The sequence below is a fragment of the Bradyrhizobium sp. SOJA106 genome (assembly GCF_059448745.1).
On record NZ_CM182549.1, the window covers coordinates 631,665 to 654,454 of the forward strand.

21 protein-coding genes are annotated in these 22,790 nt (G+C 65.4%); 9 read left to right on the forward strand and 12 right to left on the reverse strand.

Annotation, left to right across the window (positions count from 1 at the left end):
• Window positions 1-10 precede the first annotated feature (10 nt).
• The 4 genes from AC5V87_RS02980 to AC5V87_RS02995 are packed head-to-tail and all read left to right on the forward strand — an operon-like array spanning window position 11 to window position 2,713.
• Window positions 11-190 carry a DUF4089 domain-containing protein gene (locus AC5V87_RS02980; RefSeq protein ID WP_495369953.1) on the forward strand — a complete coding sequence of 60 codons (180 nt, stop codon included), beginning with the start codon at window positions 11-13 and terminating at the stop codon, window positions 188-190.
• A 7-nt stretch (window positions 191-197) separates the two neighbouring features.
• The gene (locus AC5V87_RS02985) at window positions 198-1,592 is read left to right on the forward strand and encodes an AtzE family amidohydrolase (protein WP_495369954.1); all 1,395 of its coding nucleotides are present in this window, start codon (window positions 198-200) and stop codon (window positions 1,590-1,592) included.
• A gap of 1 nt (window position 1,593) precedes the next feature.
• On the forward strand, window positions 1,594-1,986 hold the full coding sequence (gene hpxZ / locus AC5V87_RS02990) for an oxalurate catabolism protein HpxZ (RefSeq protein WP_495369955.1): 393 nt from the start codon (window positions 1,594-1,596) through the stop codon (window positions 1,984-1,986).
• Window positions 1,987-1,990: 4 nt separating this feature from the next.
• Complete coding sequence (locus AC5V87_RS02995) at window positions 1,991-2,713, forward strand: GntR family transcriptional regulator (protein WP_495369956.1); 723 nt, start codon at window positions 1,991-1,993, stop codon at window positions 2,711-2,713.
• 110 nt (window positions 2,714-2,823) lie between these two features.
• On the opposite strand, the gene atzF is transcribed toward AC5V87_RS02995, so the two are convergent.
• Together atzF and AC5V87_RS03005 are read right to left on the reverse strand one after the other, a co-directional pair.
• Window positions 2,824-4,632 carry an allophanate hydrolase gene (gene atzF / locus AC5V87_RS03000; RefSeq protein ID WP_495369957.1) on the reverse strand — a complete coding sequence of 603 codons (1,809 nt, stop codon included), beginning with the start codon at window positions 4,630-4,632 and terminating at the stop codon, window positions 2,824-2,826.
• 193 nt (window positions 4,633-4,825) lie between these two features.
• On the reverse strand, window positions 4,826-5,320 hold the full coding sequence (locus tag AC5V87_RS03005; protein ID WP_456841430.1) for a MarR family winged helix-turn-helix transcriptional regulator: 495 nt from the start codon (window positions 5,318-5,320) through the stop codon (window positions 4,826-4,828).
• A gap of 148 nt (window positions 5,321-5,468) precedes the next feature.
• Between AC5V87_RS03005 and AC5V87_RS03010 the strand changes: the two genes are divergently transcribed.
• On the forward strand, window positions 5,469-7,319 hold the full coding sequence (locus AC5V87_RS03010; RefSeq protein ID WP_495369958.1) for a feruloyl-CoA synthase: 1,851 nt from the start codon (window positions 5,469-5,471) through the stop codon (window positions 7,317-7,319).
• Window positions 7,320-7,681: 362 nt separating this feature from the next.
• Here the strand turns inward: AC5V87_RS03010 and AC5V87_RS03015 are convergent, their stop codons facing one another.
• Window positions 7,682-8,188, reverse strand: coding sequence for a MarR family winged helix-turn-helix transcriptional regulator (locus AC5V87_RS03015; protein ID WP_456841428.1), 507 nt, complete (start codon window positions 8,186-8,188; stop codon window positions 7,682-7,684).
• Window positions 8,189-8,271: 83 nt separating this feature from the next.
• On the opposite strand from AC5V87_RS03015, the gene AC5V87_RS03020 reads away from it, so the two are divergent.
• The 3 genes from AC5V87_RS03020 to AC5V87_RS03030 all read left to right on the forward strand — a co-directional run bounded on the left by AC5V87_RS03020 (window position 8,272) and on the right by AC5V87_RS03030 (window position 11,120).
• A complete protein-coding gene (locus AC5V87_RS03020; protein WP_495369959.1) occupies window positions 8,272-9,492 on the forward strand; it encodes a cytochrome P450 in 1,221 nt (406 codons plus the stop codon).
• Between the two features lie 11 nt (window positions 9,493-9,503).
• Window positions 9,504-9,827: a 2Fe-2S iron-sulfur cluster-binding protein gene (locus AC5V87_RS03025; RefSeq protein WP_495369960.1), complete on the forward strand. Its 324-nt coding sequence runs from the start codon at window positions 9,504-9,506 to the stop codon at window positions 9,825-9,827.
• An 81-nt stretch (window positions 9,828-9,908) separates the two neighbouring features.
• Window positions 9,909-11,120 carry an ABC transporter substrate-binding protein gene (locus AC5V87_RS03030; protein WP_495369961.1) on the forward strand — a complete coding sequence of 404 codons (1,212 nt, stop codon included), beginning with the start codon at window positions 9,909-9,911 and terminating at the stop codon, window positions 11,118-11,120.
• A 129-nt stretch (window positions 11,121-11,249) separates the two neighbouring features.
• Here the strand turns inward: AC5V87_RS03030 and AC5V87_RS03035 are convergent, their stop codons facing one another.
• Window positions 11,250-12,512, reverse strand: a complete 1,263-nt coding sequence (locus AC5V87_RS03035) for an NAD(P)/FAD-dependent oxidoreductase (protein ID WP_456841424.1) — start codon at window positions 12,510-12,512, stop codon at window positions 11,250-11,252.
• A 318-nt stretch (window positions 12,513-12,830) separates the two neighbouring features.
• Here AC5V87_RS03035 and AC5V87_RS03040 point away from each other — a divergent pair, with 318 nt between their 5' ends.
• Window positions 12,831-14,003, forward strand: a complete 1,173-nt coding sequence (locus AC5V87_RS03040; RefSeq protein WP_456841423.1) for an ABC transporter substrate-binding protein — start codon at window positions 12,831-12,833, stop codon at window positions 14,001-14,003.
• 251 nt (window positions 14,004-14,254) lie between these two features.
• On the opposite strand, the gene AC5V87_RS03045 is transcribed toward AC5V87_RS03040, so the two are convergent.
• From AC5V87_RS03045 to AC5V87_RS03080, 8 genes are all read right to left on the reverse strand, one after another.
• On the reverse strand, window positions 14,255-16,126 hold the full coding sequence (locus tag AC5V87_RS03045) for a bifunctional sugar phosphate isomerase/epimerase/4-hydroxyphenylpyruvate dioxygenase family protein (RefSeq protein ID WP_495369962.1): 1,872 nt from the start codon (window positions 16,124-16,126) through the stop codon (window positions 14,255-14,257).
• Window positions 16,123-17,181 (reverse strand): Gfo/Idh/MocA family protein, encoded by a 1,059-nt coding sequence (locus AC5V87_RS03050; RefSeq protein WP_495369963.1) that lies wholly within the window; start codon window positions 17,179-17,181, stop codon window positions 16,123-16,125. The genes AC5V87_RS03045 and AC5V87_RS03050 overlap by 4 nt, the downstream gene beginning before the upstream one ends.
• The gene (locus AC5V87_RS03055) at window positions 17,178-17,915 is read right to left on the reverse strand and encodes an ABC transporter ATP-binding protein (RefSeq protein WP_456841422.1); all 738 of its coding nucleotides are present in this window, start codon (window positions 17,913-17,915) and stop codon (window positions 17,178-17,180) included. The genes AC5V87_RS03050 and AC5V87_RS03055 overlap by 4 nt, the downstream gene beginning before the upstream one ends.
• A 12-nt stretch (window positions 17,916-17,927) precedes the next feature.
• Window positions 17,928-18,671 (reverse strand): ABC transporter ATP-binding protein, encoded by a 744-nt coding sequence (locus AC5V87_RS03060; protein WP_495369964.1) that lies wholly within the window; start codon window positions 18,669-18,671, stop codon window positions 17,928-17,930.
• Complete coding sequence (locus tag AC5V87_RS03065) at window positions 18,668-19,666, reverse strand: branched-chain amino acid ABC transporter permease (protein ID WP_495369965.1); 999 nt, start codon at window positions 19,664-19,666, stop codon at window positions 18,668-18,670. The genes AC5V87_RS03060 and AC5V87_RS03065 overlap by 4 nt, the downstream gene beginning before the upstream one ends.
• Entirely contained in the window at window positions 19,663-20,538 is an 876-nt protein-coding gene (locus AC5V87_RS03070; protein ID WP_495369966.1) for a branched-chain amino acid ABC transporter permease, read from the reverse strand. Before AC5V87_RS03070 ends, AC5V87_RS03065 begins: the two co-directional genes overlap by 4 nt.
• Window positions 20,539-20,658: 120 nt before the next feature.
• Entirely contained in the window at window positions 20,659-21,789 is a 1,131-nt protein-coding gene (locus AC5V87_RS03075; protein ID WP_495369967.1) for an ABC transporter substrate-binding protein, read from the reverse strand.
• A 55-nt stretch (window positions 21,790-21,844) separates the two neighbouring features.
• Window positions 21,845-22,723, reverse strand: a complete 879-nt coding sequence (locus tag AC5V87_RS03080) for a shikimate dehydrogenase (protein WP_456841417.1) — start codon at window positions 22,721-22,723, stop codon at window positions 21,845-21,847.
• Window positions 22,724-22,790: the final 67 nt, after the last annotated feature.

The following is a 22,790-nucleotide window of genomic DNA, read 5'->3' on the forward strand; positions in this document are numbered from 1 at the left end:
TGAGAGAGTGATGGCCGAACCTCTGGACGATTACATCGACGCCGTATCGGAAGCGCTGGCGCTGCCGGTCGAGGAGGCCTGGCGGCCCGCGGTGCGCGCCAATCTCGAAGTCTCGCTGCGGCTCGCCCGCCTCATCGACGAATTCGCGCTGCCGGACGAGACCGAGCCGGCGCCGATCTTCACGGCCTGATGATGCCATGACCACCAAGCCGGAAATGACAGCCGCGGAGATCGCGAGCGCGGTCGCGGACCGCAGAATGTCGGCGCTCGATGCCACCGAAGCAGCTCTCGCGCGTATCAAGCAGCACGACGGCATCCTCAATTCCTTCACCGACGTCACCGCCGATCGCGCCCGTGCCAAGGCGCGCGCGATCGATGCCGACATCGTTGCCGGCAAGAAGGTGGGCCCGCTCGCCGGCGTGCCCTTCGCAGTCAAGAACCTGTTCGACGTCGCCGGCCTGCCCACCCGGGCCGGCTCCAAGATCAACCGCGACCTCGCGCCGGCCAAGCGCGATGCCACGCTGATCGAGCGCATGGAAGCCGCCGGCGCCGTGCTGGTCGGCGCGCTCAACATGGGCGAATACGCCTACGATTTCACCGGCGAGAACGTCCATGACGGGCCCTCGCGCAATCCGCATGACACGACGCGGATGACCGGCGGCTCCTCCGGTGGTTCCGGCAGCGCTGTCGGCGGCGCGCTGGTGCCGATCGCGCTTGGCTCGGACACCAATGGTTCGATCAGGGTGCCCTCGTCGTTCTGCGGCATCTTCGGGCTGAAGCCGACCTATGGCCGGCTGTCGCGCGCGCGCTCGTTCCCGTTCGTCGCGAGCCTCGATCATCTCGGCCCGCTCGCGCGCTCGGTCACCGATCTCGCGCTCGCTTACGATGCGATGCAGGGACCGGATGCGGACGATGGCGCCTGCACCACACGTGGGCTGGAGCCGTCGCTGCCGCTGCTCGCCAATCCGGTCTCGGATCTGCGCATAGCGATTGCTGGCGGCTATTTTCAGAAGAACGTCTTTCCTGAAGCCGTCGAGGCGGTCAGCCGCGTCGCGAAGGCGCTCGGCGCAACGCAAGTCGTGGACGTGCCTGAAGCCGCGCGCGCCCGCGCCGCGGCCTATGTCATCACCACCACCGAAGGCGCCTCACTGCATCTCGACCGACTGCGCAAGCGCCCCAAGGATTTCGATCCGGCCGTGCGCGACCGGCTGATCGCCGGCGCGATGGTGCCGGCAGCGCTGGTCGATCGCGCGCAGAAATTCCGCCGCTGGTATCGCGGCCAGCTCGCCGAGATCTTCAAATCCGTCGACGTGCTGCTCGCGCCGGCAACGCCCTGCACCGCGCCGAAGCTCGGCCAGGTGAATTTCAATCTCGACGGCGTCGAGCTGCCGGTGCGCGCCAATATCGGCATCCACACCCAGCCCATCTCCTTCATCGGCCTGCCGGTGGTCGCGGTGCCGGTGCCGCTCGAGCCGCTGCCGATCGGGGTGCAGATCATCGCCGCGCCGTGGCGCGAGGACATTGCGCTCCGCGTCGCGTACGCGTTGGAAAAGATGGGCGTCGTATCTGCGTCGCCACCAAGAGGAATTTGAAATGGAGATCGATCTTCCCGAGATCATCGCGGAAGTGAAGGCCGCCTTCGAGCGCTATGAGCAGGCCCTCGTCAGCAACGACGTCGCCGTGCTCGGCGAGCTCTTCCGCAACGATCCGCGCACGCTGCGCTACGGTATCGGCGAGAACCTCTATGGCTATGAGGCGATCTCCGGCTTCCGCGCCGCGCGCTCGCCGGTCGGCCTCAACCGCCGCACCGCGAAAACCGTCATCACGAGCTATGGCCGCGACACGGCCGTGGCCTCCACCCTGTTCTATCGCGACACGGCGCCCGGCAAGGTCGGCCGGCAGATGCAGACCTGGATTCGCTTCCCGGAGGGCTGGCGCGTCGTCGCTGCCCATGTCAGCATCATCGACGAGTCGAAAGAGACCTGACCGCATGACGCTTGACGATCTCCCGCCCGGGACACTGCCGGCCGAGCCGATGGTGCCCCGCGTCGACCGTGCACTCCCGTCGCTGCAGAAGGTCACGCGGGCCGAGGAATTGCGCCTCCAGCTTGCCGACGAGATCGTGCGCGGCGCGCTCGCGCCTGGTGCGCCGCTGGACGAGACCGACATCGCGCGGCGCTTCAGCGTCTCGCGCACGCCGGTGCGAGAGGCGTTGCGGCAACTGGTGGCAAGCGGGCTCGTCGAAGCGCGTGCTCATCGTGGTGCAGTGGTGGCGCAGCCCTCGATCGAGCGTCTGAAGAGCATGTTCGAGGCGATGGCCGAGCTCGAGGCGCTCTGCGCCGGCCTTGCCGCCGAGCGCATGTCGGCCGCCGAACGTCACGGCTTGGAGGCCATCCATGAAGAGCTCCGGCTGCTCAGCTATGCCGGCAATCCCGACCGCTTCCACGAGGTCAACGAACGCTTCCACAACGCGATCTATGCGGGCTCGCAGAACGGCTACATCGCCGAGATCACGCTGGCGACGCGCGTGCGCGTGCAGCCGTTCCGCCGCGCCCAGTTCCGCAATCTCGGCCGGTTGGCCAAGTCGCAAGCCGAGCACGACCGCGTCGTCGTCGCCATCATGCGCGGCGACAAGCAGGGCGCCGCTGGCGCCATGCGTGCGCATATCGAGCTGGTGCGCGGGGAGTATGAGATCTACGCGGTGTCGGTGTGAGCCGCGCACTCGCTGCCGTAGGGTGGGCAAAGGCGCAAAGCGCCGTGCCCACCATTTCTCTCAGCTAGCGGCGATCGTGGGCGCGCTTCGCTTTGCCCACCCTACGAGACCTATGTTGTCGCGGCCTCCTTCACATATGCGCGCCAGCCGCCATGCGCCGTGATATCCCGCGCCTCGGCGAGCGCCTCCGGCTCGACCAGAAATCCCTTCACGCTGCGGCCATCGGCGAGCCGGATCGTGCCGATCGCCATCGGCGCCGGAATCGCATTCACGAACTTGCCGAACGCAGCCGCGGGCAGCGACCAGATCTCGAGCTCGATCGACGCGCCCGTGCCGGCCGCGACGCGCAGCATGCCCGGCTTCGGCGGCGTGGTAGGTAGTGCGTAGAGCTTGTAGTCCGCCGCTGTCTTCGTCGCCTCGATCAGCTTTCCGTTCAGCGCGGTCAATTCACGGTTCAGCGCCATGCCGGAGAGATGCGCGCCGACCACGGCGATCGGAATCTCGTCGCCACCCCTTGCCGGCAGAGGCGCGAGCGCAGGTTGCGCAACACCCTTTGCCCCGACACTCAGCTTCGTATCCGCATGGAACACCCGCCCGATGCTCGCGAGTAGCGCATCGCGTCCCGCCGGCGCAAGCAGCGTGATCCCGAACGGGATGCCGTCAGCCCGGATCGAAGCGGGAAGCGCCAGACCGCAGAGGTCGAGCAGGTTCACGAAATTGGTGTAGGTGCCGAGCCGGCTGTTGAGCTCGATCGGATTGGCCAGCACCTGCGCCGTCGTATAGGCGGTGGGCGCCGTCGGCAGCACCAGCGCGTCGATGTTGGCAAAGGTGCGCTCGGCGATCTTGCGCAGGCCCTGCAGGCGGTAGAGTGCGGAGAACGTCTCCGCCGCCGTCAGCCGTGCGCCGGCCGCGGTGATCTCGCGCGTCACCGGGTGAATCGAATCGGGCGCGGACGCCAGCAGATCCTTGATCACGAGATAACGCTCGGCGACCCAGGGTCCCTCATAAAGCAGCCGCGCCGTCTCGTAGAATGGCTCGAGATCGAACTCGACCAGCGTCGCGCCCAGCGCGGTCCAGCGCTTCAGCGCGTCGGCATAGGCAGCTTCCGCCTTCTTGTCGCCGAAGAAGATCAACTGCCCATTGCGCGGTACGCCGAGGCGCAGATTCGCTGGGACCGATGTTATGGCGCCCAACGGCCGGTCGCGCGAAAACGGATCGGCCTGATCCGGGCCGGCCATCACCGACAGCGCAAGCGCGGCGTCGTCCACCGTCAGTGCGAACACCGAGATGCAGTCGAGCGTGCGGCAGGCCGGCACGAGGCCCGCGGTCGAGATCATGCCGAGGCTCGGCTTCAGCCCGACGATGTTGTTGAGCATCGCCGGCACGCGACCTGAGCCGGCCGTGTCAGTCCCAAGCGACAGCGGCACGAGCCCCGCACCGACGGCGGTGGCCGAGCCCGAGCTCGACCCGCCCGGAATGAGATCCTCGCGGATCGAATTTTTGGGAATGCCGTAGGGCGAACGCACGCCGACGAGGCCGGTTGCGAACTGGTCGAGATTGGTCTTGCCGATGATGATGGCGCCGGCCGCGCGCAGCCGCTCCACCGCGGTCGAGTCGTGCGTCGGCATGTACGAGAAAGCCGGGCAGGCCGCCGTGGTCGGAAAGCCGAGCGCGTCGATATTGTCCTTCACTGCGACCGGTACGCCGTAGAGCGTCAGGCTCTCTGCATCGGCGCGCGCGGCGAGCTTCCCGGCCTCTGCGACCGCGTCCTTCTCGTCGCGCAGGCTGATGAATACGGCCGGATCGTTGTGGTCGCGGATGCGCTGATAGGTCCGCGCGACCGTCTGCGCTGGCGTCATCGTGCCCGCGCGATGCGCGGCCACGATCGCGGCGATCGTTTCAGGCTGCTCAGCCCCCATGGTCACAAAACTCCGGCAACAGGTCTCACCCGGATTGAAGCAAGCGATGTGCCATTGTGTACATTATCCGGGCAGCGCGCTCGCTCCGGAAATTAACGTGAGATCAATGGCTTGGGAGATGCGCTGATGAGCGAGCGGGCCGTCATGCCAACGCCCTGTTGCGGGCATTTGCTCAAATCGTGGGCAGTCTCGGTCAGGTGAAGTCGGCGAGGATCCGAAGCAGCCGCTCCCGGTTCTCCCTGCCGATCTTGGCCTCGACATGCCGTTCGTGCTCGGCGGCGAGGCGCTTGAACTTTGCCAGCGCCGTCTCGCCCTGCGCAGTGAGGTGCAGCGCGTGCGAGCGCCGGTCCGCCTTCGACTTGATCCGCTTCACCAGCTTGCGCTCTTCGAGGCTGTCGAGCAGGTGCACCAGCCGGGCGCGCTCGATGCCGAGGCGTTTGGCCACCGCCATTTGCGACAGACCTGGATTGGCGCCGATCACCGTCAGCACCGAATATTGAGTCGGGCGGATGTCGACCGCGCGAAGCGTCCTGATGAAGTCCTGAAAGATCCAGATCTGGAAGCGCCGCACCGCATAGCCGGCGTGACCGACCAATGCGTCGAGGCCGATCTCGTCCGCGTCGATCCGTCGCGCGTCGCCGTTGCCGGCGCGTTTGCGGGGAGAGGTCTGGGCTGCGGTGGCTGTCACGTGGGGTCTCCTGCCGCGTAACCTTAGCGCCTCGGCCGCCGGAGCGAAAGATTGTTGTTGACGACAACAATTGCTCTGCCCAACATTATGACCAAAGCAGTCCGGAACGAGGCTGCGACCCATCCCGGATTCGGGCGAGGAGGAGACCATGACGTCAGCCACCCGCGGTGACGCTTCGAGCCTGTTCGCAACGCCCAAAACCGTCGTCGAGCACCGCGCCGACGGCAGCATCCTGCTGCGCTCGCCGGAGCCCCTGCGCGAGAGCGCACGCTGCATCGGCGACTGGCTGGAGCATTTTGCGCGGCAGACGCCCGACAAGATCTTTCTTGCCGAGCGCGGCCGCGCCGATACGCCCTGGGCCACCGTGACTTACGCTGGTGCTCTGCGGCGGGTGCGCGCGACAGCGTCGTGGATTCTGGCGCAGGGGCTCAGCACGGAGCGCCCCGTTGTCATTCTCTCAGACAACAGCATCGACCACGCGCTGCTCGCGCTCGCGGCCCAGCATGTCGGTGTGCCCTCGGCCGCGATCTCGCCGGCCTATTCGCTGATGTCGAAGGACTTCGACAAGCTCAAGAGCATGATTGCGTTGCTCGAGCCCGGCGCGATCTACGTCTCTGCGCTCCAGCCGTTCGCGCCAGCGCTGGCCGCCATCAAGCCGCTGCACAACGCGCACATCATCAGCGGCAATGCCGATGACGCCGATGCGCTCGCGTTCCGCACCATCGCGACAACGCCCGAGACGCCGGATGTCGCACGAGCCTTCGCCGCGGTGACGCCGGATACGATCGCAAAATTCCTGTTCACCTCAGGCTCGACCGGCACGCCCAAGGCGGTCATCAACACCCAGCGGATGCTGACCTCGAGCCAGCAGGCCAAGGCGCAAACCTGGACCTTCCTCGAACAGAGCCGCGGCGATCTCGTCATTCTCGACTGGCTGCCCTGGAGCCACACCTTCGGCGCCAACCACAATTTCAATCTCGTGCTGCGCAACGGCGGCTCACTCTATATCGACGGCGGCAAGCCCGCGCCCGGCCTGTTCGCGACATCGCTCGCCAATCTGAAGAGCGTAATGCCGACGGTCTATTTCAACGTGCCGCGCGGCTTCGACATGTTGATTGCGGCGCTGCGCGGTGACGAAGAGCTGCGCCGCCGCTTTTTCAGTGAGGTGAAGTTCGCCTTCTATGCCGGCGCCGCGCTGCCGCAGAATCTGTGGGACGCACTCGCGCAGCTGTCCATGGAGACCGTCGGCCGCGCGATGCCGATGGTCTCGGCCTGGGGCTCGACGGAAACCTCACCGCTCGCCACCGACTGCCATTTCTTGGCCGAGCGCTCCGGCAATATCGGTGTGCCCATTCCCGGCACCGAGCTGAAACTCGTCACGTCAGGCGACAAGCTAGAGGTGCGGGTGCGCGGCCCTAACGTCACGCCGGGCTATTGGAAGGCCCCCGAGTTGACGAAGCAGGCTTTTGACGACGAGGGCTTTTACCTCATCGGCGATGCCGTGAAGCTTGCCGACAGCGCACGGCCCGAGCGGGGCCTGTTCTTCGATGGCCGTGTCGCCGAGGATTTCAAGCTTAATTCCGGCACCTGGGTCAGCGTCGGCACGCTGCGCGTCGCCGGCATCGCCGCGCTGGCGCCGCTCGCGCAGGACATCGTCGTGACCGGTCATGGCGGCGACGAGGTGCGCTTCCTGGTGTTCCCGAATGTCGCGGCGTGCCGCGCGCATGCGGGTTTACCCGAGACGGCAGGTGTAAATGAAGTGCTTGGACATGTGAAGGTGAGAGCCGCGATCGTGCAAGGGCTCGCAAGGCTGAAGCAGCAGGGCGCCAATTCCTCCGGCCATGCGACGCGCGCATTGCTTCTTGCCGAGCCGCCCTCGGTCGATGGCGGCGAGATCACCGACAAGGGGTACATCAACCAGCGCGCGGTGTTGACGCGGCGGATCGATGCGGTGGCGCGGTTGAATGATGATGCGTCCGGAGAGTGGGTGGGGCTGTAGTTGGTGGAGCCGATGCATCGTGAAGCTGAGGCCGACCTAGCGATCATTCGGGGCGCGCCTTTGGCGGCGACCCCGGAATCCATCTCACCGCACAGGGTATCGCGCCACGGATTGGGGGGTCGCGCTACGCGCGCCCCGGAATGACGAGCTGGTTAGTTACGCCAGCCATCCTGCCGTAATATGCTGCCGGATTTTTTGTTGCCCAGGCAACTAATTTGTGCGAACCATTCCAGGCGAGGACGACGGTGGGGGAACCGCCGCGTCTGATCCTGGAGGAAACGATGCGCGGCTGGAATGGTGCCGTCGGCAGACGCCGGCGCTTGCCTGGGGATGACGGGGGATGGCGCCCGACGCGCGGCCTGTCAGGTCTCGGTGCTGCCGGTCACCGCGCCGAGATTCTCGTGCAGCCGGCGGACCAGGTCGATCAGCACCTCGCGCTCGTCCTTGTTGAGGCAGGACAGCAGGCGGCGTTCGCGGTCGAGCGCCGCGACGATCACCTTGTCATGTGTGGCGCGACCTTTCGCCGTCAGCGAAATCGAATGAGTGCGGCCGTCGTTGGGGTCGGTGCGGATCGAGACCAGCCCGCGCTTCTCGAGGCCCGCCAGCGTCCGGCTCACCGGTCCCTTGTCAAATCCGATGACGTGGCAGATGCGCGAGGCCGGAATGCCGGGCTCGATCGCCAGCAGCGACATGATCCGCCATTCCGTGACGTTGACGCCGAACTGCCGCTGATAGAACGCGGTCGCGCTGTTCGACAGCTTGTTGGCGATGAAGGTGATGAGAGCCGGAACGTAGCGATCGAGATCGAGCGTCGGTCCGGCTTCGACGGACGCGGGTCTTGGGCGGGATCGGGTCGAAGGCGTCGGCATGTCGGGATTTTGACTCGCAAGCTGCCTTTAGACCTAAGGGCATGCGGCCGCGTTTCACAAGATCAAAGTGACGGAGGACTTCAATGAGCGCAAGCGGCTCCCCAGCGGCCAATGGTTCGCCGGCCGTCCCACATCTCGACGTGGATCCGTTCGACATGAAGTTTTTTGCCGACCCGTATCCCACGCACGAACTGCTGAGGGAGACGGGACCGGTGGTCTATCTCGATAAGTGGAACGTCTACGGCGTGGCGCGCTATGCCGAGGTCCATGCCGTCCTCAACGATCCCGCCACCTTCTGCTCCAGCCGCGGCGTCGGCCTGTCCGACTTCAAGAAGGAGACGCCATGGCGGCCGCCGAGCCTGATCCTGGAGGCCGATCCGCCGGCGCACACGCGCACCCGCGCGGTGCTGTCGAAGGTGCTTTCGCCGACCGTGATGAAGCAGGTGCGCGATCGCTTCGCCGCAGCGGCCGAGGAGAGGGTCGCTGCGCTGCTGGACAAGCGCAGCTTCGATGCGATCACGGATCTCGCCGAAGCCTATCCGCTCTCGATCTTTCCGGATGCGCTCGGGCTGAAGCCGGAGGGGCGCGAGCATCTCATTCCCTATGCGAGCGTCGTGTTCAACGCCTTCGGCCCGCCCAACCAGCTGCGCCAGGAGGCGATCGAACGTTCGATGCCGCATCAAGCCTACGTCGCCGAGCAATGCCAGCGCGAGAACCTTGCACCCGGCGGCTTCGGCGCCTGCATTCATGCGCAGGTGGACGAGGGCGCCATCACGGCGACGGAGGCGCCGCTGCTGGTGCGCTCGCTGCTCTCCGCCGGGCTCGATACAACAGTCAACGGCATCGGCGCGGCGGTCTATTGCCTCGCGCGCTTTCCCGATCAGTGGCAGCGCGTGCGCGATGATCTCTCGCTGGCGCGTGGCGCCTTCGAGGAGGCGGTGCGCTTCGAGAGCCCGGTGCAGACCTTCTTCCGCACGACGACGCGGGAGGTCGAGATCTCCGGTGCGCGCATCGGCGAGGGCGAAAAGGTGCTGATGTTCCTCGCCGCCGCCAACCGCGACCCGCGCCGCTGGGACAAGCCTGATAGCTACGACATCACCCGCCGTACCTCCGGCCATGTCGGCTTCGGCTCCGGCATCCACATGTGCGTCGGCCAGCTCGTCGCCCGCCTCGAAGGCGAGGTGATGCTGACCGCACTGGCCCGCCGCGTCGCGAAGATCGAGATCACGGGCGAGCCGAAGCGCCGCTTCAACAACACGCTGCGCGGGCTCGACAGCCTGCCTGTTACCATCACCCCGGCCTGACGAGGAGTTTCATGCCCGCCATCACCTTCATCCATCCCGACGGAAAGTCCGAGCGCGTCGAGACCTCAGGCGGCGAAAGCGCCATGCAGGCCGCGACGCGGCACGGCCTCGACGGCATTCTGGCTGAATGCGGCGGAAACGCCATGTGCGCGACCTGCCACGTCTATGTCGACGAAGCCTGGCTCGCGCGTCTGCCTCCGGTCGCCGGCGACGAGGACGCGCTGCTCGACGGCACCGCGGCGGAGCGGCTGCCGAACAGCCGGCTATCCTGTCAGATCATGATCACGCCCGCGCTCGACGGGATCGTGCTGAGACTACCGGAGCGGCAGGTCTGATCTCAAAAGTCTGACCTTCAAGAAGCTGACTTTCAAGAATGTTCCGGCAACGGCCGGACCAAACACATCAAGGAGGGAACGATGAAACGGCTGAGGTGGACACTGGCGCTGGCCGCAGGCCTGATGAGCAGTGCAGCCGGTGCGGAGATCTCGGACAATGTCGTGCGCGTCGGCGTGCTCAACGACATCTCCGGCATCTTCCAGGACACCAATGGCATGGGCTCGGTCGAGGCCGCGCGCATGGCGGCGGAAGATTTCAACGGCGGCGGCAAAGGCATCAAGGTCGAGATCGTCTATGCCGATCACCAGAACAAGGCCGATGTCGGCAATGCCATCGCGCGCAAATGGCTCGATGTCGAGGGCGTCGATGCCATCGTCGACGTGCCGAACTCGGCCGTCGGTCTTTCCATCAACACGCTGCTGCGCGACAGCCGCATGACCTTCCTGGCGTCGTCCACGGCAAGCTCCGATCTCACCGGCAAGGCCTGTTCGCCGAATACGATCCAGTGGGTCAACGATGCCTGGGCGACCGGCAACACCACCGCAGCCGCCATGATGTCGCGCGGCGGCAAGGACTGGTATTTCCTCACGGTCGACTACGCGCTCGGCAAGGGCATCGAGGCTGAAGCGCAAAAGTATATCGAGGGCCACGGCGGCAAGGTGCTCGGCTCTTCGAAACATCCGCTCGGCACCTCCGACTTCGCCTCCTTCCTGCTGCAGGCGCAGGGCTCGAAGGCGCAGGTGATCGGCCTTGCCAACGCCGGCGGCGACACCATCAACGCAGTGAAGCAGGCCGCCGAGTTCGGGATTCAGCAAAGCGGGCAGAAGCTCGTCGCCTTCCTGCTCTTCATCAACGACATTCACGGCATGGGCATCAAGGTCGCGCAAGGGCTCCAGCTGATGGAAGCCTTCTACTGGGACATGAACGAGGACACCCGCGCTTTCGCAAAGCGCTTTGCGGTCCGGCCCGGCATGAACGGCAAGATGCCGAGCGGCAACCAGGCCGGCGTCTATGCCTCGACGCTCGCCTATCTCAACGCGGTCGCGGCGTCCGGCAGCGACAATGCCAGGGACGTGGTGCCCGAGATGAAGAAGTTCAAAGGCAAGGACAAGCTGTTCGGCGACACCACGATCCGCCAGGACGGCCGCGTCGTGCATCCCATGTACCTGTTTGAGGTCAAGAAGCCAGAGGAGTCGAAATATCCCTACGATTATTACAAGCTGGTCTCGAAGATTCCCGCAGACCAGGCCTTCCGCCCGCTGGCGGAGGGCGGGTGTGAGTTGGTGAAGTAGGCGGTCGCGTGCCCCGGACGCGGTGCAGCGCGCAGCGATGCAAGGCAGAGCCGGGGCCCACAATTCTGGGTCCCGGCTCTGCGTCGCGTCATTTCATGCCGCGCCGCGTCCGGGACACGAGAGCATCGGTTACGCCACCTTGCTTGATCCCTGCGTGATCAGCCGTGCGGCCCGCTGGTCCCGCGCGTAGATCCACAGCCAGCTCAGTGCGACGCTGAGGCGATGGCGGAGGCCGATCAGGAAGTAGATGTGGGCGATGCCCCAGATCCACCACGCGATGGTGCCGCGCAGCTTGACCTTGCCGAAATCGATCACCGCGAGCCGCTTGCCGATCTGGGCGAGGCTGCCGGCGTGCTTGTAGCGGAACGCGCCTTTGGTCTCGCCGCGCAGGCGGGCTTTGATGGTTTCAGCGACATGTCGTCCCTGCTGCTTGGCCGCCGGCGCGATGCCGGGCACCGGCTTGCCGTCCCAGGCGTTGATGCTGACAGTATCGCCGATCGCGAAGATGTCGGGATGGCCGGGAATGGTGAGGTCGGCCTCGACCTCTACGCGCCCGGCGCGATCGGCCGGCGCACCGAGCCATTCTGCGGCGGGCGAGGCGCGCACGCCGGCGGCCCAGATTCGTGTCTTTGCCTCGAGCAGCTTGCCGCCGAACACTACGCCCTCGCGATTGATCTCGGTGACGGCCTGCCCGAGCACGACCTCGACGCCGATCTTCTCCAGCGAGGCCTGCGCATAGGCGGAGAGGTCGTCGGCGAAGCCCGCCAGCACGCGCGGGCCGGCCTCGATCAGCACGACGCGCGCCTTCGTCGTGTCGATGTTGCGGAAATCCCCGGGCAGAGTGTGATGCGCCATCTCGGCGATGGTGCCGGCAAGCTCGACGCCGGTCGGGCCGGCGCCGACAATCACAAAGGTCAGCCGCGCGGCGCGCCGCGCCGGATCGGTCTCGCGCTCGGCGCGCTCGAACGCCACCAGGATGTGCCGGCGCAGCGTGGTCGCATCCTCCAGCGTCTTCAGGCCTGGTGCCCATGCCTCCCACTCGTCATGGCCGAAATAGGCGTGGCGCGCGCCGGTCGCGAGCACCAGCGTGTCGTAGCGTACCTCGCTGCCGTCGTCGATCAGGACGCAGCGACGCGCGGCATCGACACCGCTGACGGTCGCGAACAGCGTCGTCACCTCGCGCCGGTCGCGCATCAGGTGCCGGATCGGCCAGGCGATCTCGCTGGTCGCGAGCGAGGCCGTCGCGACCTGGTAGAGCAGCGGCTGAAACAGATGATGGTTGCGTCGGTCGATCAGCGTGATCTCGACCGGCGCGCCCGCAAGCCGGTAAGTCGTCTCCAGTCCGCCGAAGCCGGCTCCGACGATGACGACGCGATGCGGTGTCGTGGTCATGATGCGCCCTCGAATCTCGCTGCTCTCTTCCTTCATTTAAGTGCGGATCGGGCGCCGCGGTCCAATAGCCATCACCAATCGCTGCATAGGCCCGGTGTATCGATATCCCCGCGAAAAAGCGCCGCAGGCTTGACTAGGCCTTGGCCGAAGTAAGTAGCATTATAATTCTTGCCATCCCCGATTGGGGCGAAATATGGTGCAGAGGCGGGCGCTGACCCATTGGCGGCGCGACAGATTTTGCATTTCAATGGAGACTGGCCCCGGGGCGGCGATCACCCCGTTCCCGGGATCGGATCGATAATAAGGAGGGGAGTGGTTATGAGGACGGCATTCTGGCTGGCGGGCGCAGCGGCGCTGGTGCTGGCGAGCCCGGCATTCGCCGGCGACACCATCAAGATCGGTTTCGTTTCGACCTTCAGCGGCCCGACCGCCGTGATCGGCAACGACATGCGCAACTCGTTCGAGCTCGCGCTCGATCATCTCGGGCGCAAGATGGACGGCAAGCCGGTCGAGGTGATCTATGAGGACGACGGCCAGAAGCCTGACGTAGGCAAGCAGAAGACCGAGAAGCTGGTTCAGTCCGACAAGGTTGATTTCATCGTCGGCTACATCTGGTCGAACGTGCTCTTGGCCTCGCTGAAGACCGCGGTGGACTCGAAGACCTTCCTGATCTCGGCCAATGCCGGCCCGTCGCAGCTCGCGGGCGAGCTCTGTTCGCCTTACGTGTTCTCGACCTCCTGGCAGAACGACCAGACGCCCGCCGCCATGGGCCTCTACATGAACCAGAAGGGCGTCAAGAGCGTGTTCCTGATCGGCCCGAACTACGCGGCCGGCAAGGACATGCTGGCGGGCGTGAAGAGCACGTTCAAGGGCGAGATCAAGGGCGAGGAATACACGGTGTGGCCGAGCCAGCTCGACTTCTCCGCCGAGCTCTCCAAGGCACGCGCCTCGGGCGCGGAGTCGATTTTCGTGTTCTATCCCGGTGCCGCCGGCGTGCAGTTCCTCAACCAATATGCGCAGGCCGGCCTGAAGAGCACGATGCCGCTCTACACGGCGTTCACCGTCGACGAGCTGTCGCTGCCGTTGCAGAAGGACAACGCGCTCGGCGTCCCCGGCGCGCAGGAATGGGTCAACGACCTCCCCAACGAGCAGAACAAGCGCTTCGTCGCCGACTACCGCAAGAAGTACGCCGGCCTGCGCCCGACCTATTACGGCGCGCAGACCTATGACGCGGCGCAGCTGATCAACAGCGCGGTCGTCGCGGTGAAGGGCGACACCAGCAAGAAGGACGCGATGAAGGCCGAGATGGAAAAAGCCAACTTCAAGTCGCTGCGCGGCGCGTTCAAATACGGCAACAACCACATCCCGGTGCAGAGTTTCTACCTCCAGGATGTGGTGAAGGATGCCGAAGGCCAGCTCGCGCTGAAGACCGTCGCGACAATCGTGGAGAACGACCAGGATCGTTTCCACGACAAGTGCCCGATGAAGTGAGCCTGATGCTTTTTTCCTCTCCCCGCAGGCGGCAGGGCAATCGCATATGCGGATAATGCTGCAGGTTCGATGTGTCTTGTGAGCAGCCGATCGCTCCACAAACTCGTCATGCCCGGGCTTGTCCCGGCCATCCACGTCTTGTTTTGCAAGAGTGAAGACGTGGATGGCGACGATGTGGAAACGGTAGCGCCAAAAATCACGCCGTTTTCATATTCGATTGCCCTGCCGCAGGCGGGGAGAGGCGAAGACGCCTACACTCGCGGCATGCTGGCGGGCCGCACCTCGCGGGCTTGCGCGGCGAGCCTGATGCCGGCATTGGCCGCGCCGAAGCCCTGATAATTCCTGCGCTCGACGATCTCGAAGAAGAAGCGCTCGTCGAAAATGTGGGTGTAGACCTGGAAGAACTCGCCGTCACCCTCACGGTCGTAGAGGATGTGGTTGGCGCGCAGTTGCGCCATCAGCTCGGGGGCGAGGTCGTATTTGGCTTCGATGTCGTCGTAGTAGTTGTCGGGGATGTCCAGGAAATCCGCGCCCCGCTTGCGCATCTCCGCGACCGTCGCGAAGATGTCGTTGCAAGAAAATGCGACGTGCTGCACGCCTGAGCCGAAGAATTCCGAAATGAAGCGCGCCGGCAGCGTCCGGTTGGCGGAGGAGCCGTTGAGCACGAAGCGCAGGCTCTGATCGGCGTTGATGATGGCCTGGCTCTGCACGAGGCCTCTGGGATCGGCAATCTCCATCTGCGGCAGGCGCTTGAGATCGAGAATGCCGGTGTAGAACAAGAGCCAGGACAGCATCTCGTCGTAGGGCATGGACTGCGCGATGTGGTCGACGGCGAGCAGGGCGTCCTTGGCGGCATCGCTCGCAACCGGCTCGAAATCCGTGTCCCAGTTCTTGCCGGCCTGGTCGAGGAAATAGAGCAGGCTGCCGCCGACGCCGTGGATCGCCGGAATTTCAAGCTCACCGGGTCCGACCGGCTGGTAGAACGTCCGCGCCTTCAGCATCTCGGCGCGCTGCATGGCAAGGCCGGCATTGTCGACATCGAGCGCGATGGCGCAGACGCCGGGCCCGTGCGTTACATAGTGCGAATGCGCAAAGCCATCGGTCTCGCAATTGATCACGAGCTCGACTTTGCCCTGCGACCAGCGCTCCACTGCCTTGCTGCGATGCTTGCCGGACTTTCGGAAACCGAGCTGCGAGAACAGGCGGGCGAGATCGCCGGCTTTGGCTTCGTTGACGGCAAACTCGATGAACCCGGTGCCGCCGCTCTTGGCCTTCGGCGCCAGTGGCTCGCCGGCAAATTTCGGCCAATCGGGCGCGAGCTGGTCCTCCAGCAGGATGAGCGAGCGCAGGCCGTCCACCGCGGTCTGGGCCGCCGAGCCGGCGCGGAACTGGTCGTTGAAGATCTCGAGCGACAGTGGCCCCGCGTAGCCGGTCGCCGCAATCGCCTTCATGAATTCGCCGACGGGCAGGTCGCCCTGACCCGGGAAGGAGCGGAAGTGCCGGCTCCATGAGAGAATGTCGAGCTCGAGCTTCGGCGCATCGGCAAGCTGCACCAGGAAGATCTTGTCGCCGGGGATCGAGGCCATCGCGCGGGTCGGAAAGCCCGGCGCCAGCGCGTGAAAGCTGTCGAGGATGACGCCGATCGCGGGATGATCGGCGCGCCGCACGATCTCCCAGGCATCGCGGTAGTCGTTGACGTGGCGTCCCCACGCAAGGGCCTCGTAGCCGACGCGCAAGCCACGCTTGGCGGCGCGCTCGCCCAGCTCGCGGAAATCATCCGCGGCGCGGTCGATGCCGCCGAGCGAGTTGGGCGAAACGTTGGAGCAGATCAGCAAGAGATCGGTGCCGAGCTCCTGCATCAGGTCGAACTTGCGCATCGCGCGGGCAAAATTGCGCGTGCGCTGCGGCTCCGGCATGCCCTCGAAATCGCGGAACGGCTGGAAAGCGCAGATCTCCAGCTTGAGGTCCTTGCAGAGCTGCGCCACCTCGCGCGGACCCGAACCGAACGACAGCAAATCGTTCTCAAAAATCTCGACGGCATCGAAGCCGGCGGCAGCGATGGCGCGGAGCTTTTCGTCCAGGGCGCCTGAGAGAGAGACGGTCGCGATCGCGCGTTTGTTCATGCTGCCTGCTCCATGATCCGCCCCGGCGAGATTGCCTGGCCCGTGCGCGCGGCCTCTGTGACGGCTTCGACGACGGCGAGCGTGCCCATTGCATCCTCGGCCGAGATCAGCGGCTGTTCGTGGCCGGCGATGACCGCGCAGAAATGGCGGAGCTGCTCGACCAGTGGATCGAAGGCGGGCGGCGCGACGCTCTCGCGCGACAATGGCGCGTACCAGCCGGGCCGCTCCGCATAGGACCACAGCTCCATATTCGGCACGGACAGCGATCCCGCGGTGCCGGAGAAGATGTAGCAGGGCTGATCCTGCTTAGGGTATGCAGCGTTCTCGCCCGAGGAAAGCTCCCAGCTCCACGGCGCCGGCGTCGCATCCGATACGGTGACGGTCCCCAGCGAGCCGTTCGCAAAGCGCAGCAGCAGCGCTGCGGTGTCCTCGACGGCGAAGCCGCGCGCTCGGTTCGAGGTCAGCGCCTGCACCTCGGTGATCTCGCCGCAGATGAAGCGGAGGTTGTCGACATCGTGGATGAGATTGATCAGTAGCGGTCCGCCGCCCTGCTCGCGGCGCCAAGCGACCTCGAAATAGTCGTCGGGCTTTTTGAGCAGCCATAGCCCGACCACCGCGGTGAGCTGGCCGAGCCTGCCGATCGACACCGTCTCGCGTGCGGCCTTGATGATCGGATTGTGCCGGCGGTGATGGCCGACCAGCATCGGCACACCGGTGCGCTTGATCGCGGCGCAGAGGTGCTGCGCCGTGGCAACGGTCTCAGTCACCGGTTTCTCTATCAGAGCCGGCACGCCCGCCGCCGCGCAATCGAGCGCGATCGGAAGGTGCAGCGTGTTGGGCGAGGCGATGACGAGCCCGTCGGGCTTGTCCTGCTCCAGCAGCGCGCGATGGTCCGCATACCAGGTCACGCCGTGCGATTGCGCATAGTCCTTTGCGGCAGGCGAGGGGTCGGCGATGCCTGCCAGCACGCAGTCCGTTGATGCCGCGATCAACTCGATGTGGCGGCGGCCAATCAGGCCGGCCCCGGCGACTGCGATACGCATTTGCGCGCTCATGCCGCACTCTCCTCCATGGCACCGCCGAGGAAGAGCTGGCCGATCCGCGGATCGTTCAGGATGCGATCGGCCTTGTCGACCATGCGGGTCTGGCCGAGCTCGAGCACGATGCCGATGTCGGACATTTCCAGCGCCGAGCGTGCGTTCTGCTCGATCATCAGGATCGTGACGCCGCGGTCACGCAGGTTTTTGAGGATGTCGAAGGTCTGCTGCACCATCAGAGGCGACAGGCCGATCGAGGGCTCGTCGATCAGAACGAGCTTCGGATCGAGCAGCAGCGAGCGGGCGATCTCGAGCTGCTTCTGTTCGCCGCCCGAGAGCGTCGAGGCCTGCTGCGCCGACTTGCGGCGCAGCGCCGGAAACAGGTCGAGCGCTGCTTCGATCCGCTTCGGCAAATCGAGGCCCTTCCCGGCGGCGACGCCGCCGAGCTCGATATTGTGCCGCGCCGAGAGCTCCGGGAAGATGTTGCGTCCCTGCGGCACATAGCAGATGCCGGCATTGAGCAGCGCGCGCTGGCTCAAATTGGTGACGTCGCGGCCAGCGAAGCTGATCTTGCCCTCGCGCAGCTTCAGCAGGCCGAAGATTGCCTTGAACACGGTGGACTTGCCGGCGCCGTTGGGGCCGATGATGGTGGTGATGGTCGCCGGCGGCACGGCGAAACTCGTGCCGTTCAGGATCGTCATCTTGCCGTAGCCGCCGACGAGATTGTGAACCGAGAGGATCGGATCGCTCATGGCCTGCTTTCCCTAATGTCCGAGATAGGCTTCGATCACGGCGGGGTTTTTGCGTACCTCGTCCGGCCGTCCCATCGCCAGCACCTTGCCTTCCGCCATCACCATCACGCGCGAGCACAGCGACATCACGAATTCCATGTTGTGCTCGATCACGACGAAGGTCGCGTTCTTCTCGCGGTTGATCGCGACCAGACGCTCCTTCAAATCCGCCAGCATCGACGGGTTGACGCCGCCGGCGGGCTCGTCGAGCAGCACCAGGCGCGGTCCGCCCATGAAGGCCATGGCGGCGTCGAGCAGCTTTTGCTGGCCGTAGGAGAGGCCGCCGGCGGGCTCGTCGGCGAGATGGTCGAGCTTGAAGAAGCCGATCATCTGGTTGGCGGCATCAGTCAAGCCGGCGTCGGAGCGGCCGACCAGGCGCGAGGCCATGTTGCCCTGGTGCTCCTGCCCGGCAAGGATCAGGTTCTCGCGCACCGAGAGCTTTGGGAACACCTGCAGGAGCTGGAAGGTGCGGCTGACCCCTAACTTGTTCAGCTCGGAAGGACGGAGGCCCGTGACGAGCTTGCCGTCGAGCCTGACCTCGCCGCCTGACGGCGTGAGCTGGCCGAGGATGCAATTGAACAGAGTGGACTTGCCGCAGCCGTTCGGGCCGATCAGGCCGAGGATCTCGCCCTCGCGCACATCGAAGGAGACGCCGTCGACGGCGCCGATGCCGCCAAAGTTCTTCTTGATGTCAGTGACTTCGAGGACCGCGCTCATTGCACCGTCTCCAGGCGCGACTTCGCGACGGCACGCAAGGCAGACGCGGCCTTGGTGCGCCGCGCGGCCATGTAGCGATCGAGGATTCCCAGAATGCCGGTCGGCGACCAGATCAGCAGCAGCATCACCGCGACGGCGTAGAGCATCAGATAATAGCCTTCGGTGAAGCGCAGCCATTCCGGCAGCAGCACCGTGATCATCGCCCCCAGGAACGGGCCGAAATAGAAGCCGGCGCCGCCGACGATCACCATCATCAGGAGATCGAGCGAGAGCGACAGGTTGAAGGGCACGGGGTCGATATATTGGGTCAGCGGTGCATAGAGCGTGCCGGCAACGCCGCCGAGCGCCGAGCCGATCGCGAACGCCATCAACGTGTAGCGCCGCGTGTCGATGCCGAGCGATTGCGCGCGCAGCGGGTTTTCACGCAATGCCATGAAGGCGCGGCCCCAGGGCGAGCGGATCAGCCACCACACCGCGAGCGACACGATCGCGAGCGAGCCGAGGCAGACATAATAGAACGGCAGCGGCTTGTTGGTCGCGAGCCCGAAGATGTGCGGGCGCGGGATGTTGGAGATGCCGTAGATGCCGCCGGTGAGCCAGCTCTCGTTGCGGAACACGAGGAACGCCAGGGTGGAGAAGGCAAGTGTGACGAAAGCGAGGTAATGGTGTTGCACGCGCAGCGCGGGATAGCCGAGCACCCAGCCGATCGCGAAGCTTAAAGCAATCGCAACCAGGATCGCGGCCGGCAGCGGCCAGCCATGGGTCGTCGTGATCGCCGCCGCATAGGCGCCGATCCCGACGAAGGCGCCCTGCGCCAGCGAGACCTGGCCGGCGTAACCGAGCGTGAGGTTGAGGCCCATCGCGGCGATGGTCATCACCGCCCATTGGCTGAGGATGAACAGGCCGTAGCGGTTGAAGTTCATGGGAACGATGACCAGGCCGGCGATGACGATGAGGCCGAGCGCGATCTTCAGGGGTTTGGCGAAGCCGTTCATACCGTGCGCTCCTCGGCGCGGCCGAGCAATCCTTGCGGCCGGAACAGGATGACGACGATCAGGAAGATCAGGGGCACCGCCGCGCGATACTGCGTCGAGACATAAGACGCGGCGAGATTGTCGAGCACGCCGATCAGCAGGCCGCCGGCGATCGCGCCGCGGACCTGGTTGAAGCCGCCGACGATCGCCGCGATGAAGGCGGCCTGGCCCAGCACCTCGCCGGAGGAGAATTTGGCCAGATAAATCGGCGTGATCAGCAGCGAGGCCAATGCGACCAGGAAGGCGTTGATCAGGAAGGTCAAGAGGATCATGCGCTCGACCGGAACGCCTATGATGCGCGCCACCGTCGGGTTCTGCGCCGCAGCCTGCATCTGGTGGCCGAGCGAGGTGCGGTTGAGCAGCGCCGTCAGCCCAAGAACGGCGAGGATGGCAACGACGAGCACGCCGATGCTTTGCAGCGGAACGGCGTGACCGAGGATGGAGATGTCACCGGTCGGAACGATCGAGGGGAAGGGCGAAGCCTCCGCGCTGAAGAACTGCTTGACGGCTTCCTTGATGCCGATCGCCAGCGCCATGGTCGCGATCGCCAGCGGCAGCACGCCATGACGCATCATCGGGTCGACCAGCAGCATCTTGAAGGCGAGGCCGAGCAGAATCATCGAGAGCAGGATGCCGAGGATGATCGCGAGCCAGAACGGCGCGCCGGCGTGCATCGCCGCCAGCATCAGAAATGCCGGCAGCATCACGAACTCGCCTTGCGCGAAATTGATGGTCTGCGAGGTCTGCCACAGCAATGTAAAGCCGACCGCAACCAGCGCATAGATTGCGCCGGTGGCAAGTCCCGCGACCAGTAGATCGAATAGATTGGACATGTTCCCCTCGTTCCTCTCCCTCTCCCCGTTCTCTCTCTTTCCCTCTCCCCGCGAAGGGCGGGGAGAGGGCGACGAAAGATCTCGCCCCGCGAAGACCGGTATGAGGGAGGAAGAGAGACCTCACTTCACCTTCGGCAGCACCTGCTTCACGACCTGCTTGCCTTCGACGACCTCGACCAGGAAGCTCTGGCGATCGATGTCGCCGTTCGCATCGAAGGTGACGTCCATCAGAATGCCGGGCTCCTCCGCGGCCTTGATCGTCAATCCATGCAGCCTGTCGGCGAACGCCTTGGGATCGACCTTGCCCATCTTCTCGGTGGTGGCCTTCACCATGTAGACCGCGAGATAGCCCTTCAGGCCGTTATGATCGGGGACGTAATTGTACTTCTTGGAAAATTTTTCGCGGAACGCCTTGATCAGGTCGACCGGCGCATCGGTGGTGAGGCCGACATGGCCGCGCGCGCCGTTGGCGGCATCGCCGGCGAGCTCGATCACCTTCTGGCCGATCAGCGTGGTCTCGCCCATTAGCGGCGCGGTGACGCCCTGGCGCTTCAGCTCCTTGAGGATGCGCGCGCTCTCCTCCTCGTTCAGATAGACGAAGACGGCGTCGGGATTGGCGGCCTTGATCTTGCCGACGTCGGCGGCGAAGTCGGCCTGGCCGGCTTCGGTCGAGAGGTCGGCGACCACCTTGGAGCCGAGCCGGTCGAGCTCCTTGACGATGACGTCGCGGCCACCGCGACCGAAATCGTTGTTGACCCAGACCACCGCGACCGACGTCGCCTTCATCTCGTCGTGGATGTATTTTGCGACCTTCGGCATCGAGGATTGCTGGCCGAACGAGGTGCGGAACAGGAACTTGTTTCCTCCTTGCGTCAACTCGGCGGCTTCGCCACCCATGATCTGGGTGATGCCGGCTTCGGCCGCGAGCGGTGCGGTGACCTTCACCGAGCCGGAATAGCCGGGCCCGAGCAGCACGTAAGGTTCGGCGTCGAGCGCCTTCTGCACCTGGGCACGGGCAACGCCGGGGTTGGACTGGGAGTCGGCGTGGGTGACCTCGAGCTTGCGGCCGAGTACGCCACCCTTGGCGTTGATCTCCTCGATGGCGAGGTCGATGCCGTTCTTCCAGTTGGTGCCGACCGTGGCGCCGCCGCCCGAGAGCTCGGCAACGTCGGCGAGCTTGATCGCCTGGGCAAAGGCGCCCGTGGCCGCGATTGCGGTGAGCAGCGCGCCCACCAGTAGCGTTGATTTCATCGTCCTCTCCTCCCGGTTCAATTTTGCAAGCGGCCTTGTATCCGGCCGCTTCGCTTCAAGCTGCCTGATATGCGGCGCTGCGCGCGGCCATCACGGCGTCGAAAGCCTCTCCCATGACTTCGGGCGACGGGGCAAGGCCTGTGAACAGTTCGAAGGCGTCGGCGGCCTGGTAAATCGCAAGCTCCCGCCCGGTCATGATCCGCGCGCCCTTCTCTTGCGCTGCGGCGAGGAGCGGCGTGATTAGCGGCGAATAGACGGCGTCGGCGACCCAGAGGTTCTCGCGCAGAAGCGACGGCGCGACCGGGGTGTCACGGTTCGGCAGCATACCGACCGGCGTGCCGTTGACGAGGCCGGTTGCGCCGTCGAGCGCGTCCTCGACGCTTCCGGCCACCCGCGCGCCGCCATGGTTGGCCAGCAGCGCGGCGAGTTTCTCGGCCCGCGCCGGCTCGCTGTCGAAGATGCGCAGGTCAGCGACCTCGAGGCTTGCCAGCGCAAATGCGATCGCCTTGCCGACGCCGCCCGTGCCGATGACGGCCACCGCATTTCCGGCAGGCGCCAGCAGCGGTTTGACGGCGCGCGCAAAGCCAGTGGTATCGGTATTGTGGCCGATTAGCCGGCCCTCCTTGACCACGACGGTGTTGACTGCGGCCATGGTGGCCGCGGTCGTGGCCAGCTCGTCCAGCAGCGGGACTACCGCTTCCTTGTAGGGATAGGTGACGTTGACGCCGGCAAAGCCGAGCCGCCGCACACCTTCGAGCATCATGCTGAGGCCGGTCGCGTCCGCACCGGCGACTTCGATGAGTTGGTAATGGCCGCGCAGGCCGAGCGCCTCGGCGGCGCGCTCATGCATGGCAGGGGACGCGGAATGCGCGATCGGCGCGCCGATCAGGCCGGTCAGGAGTTTCTTGGGTGCGGCAGGTCCGCGCTTTGACATGATCGACTATCGCCCGATGGTGAACGGTGAATTCCGGCCATTAGCCGCGAAATACCCGCAATTCCAA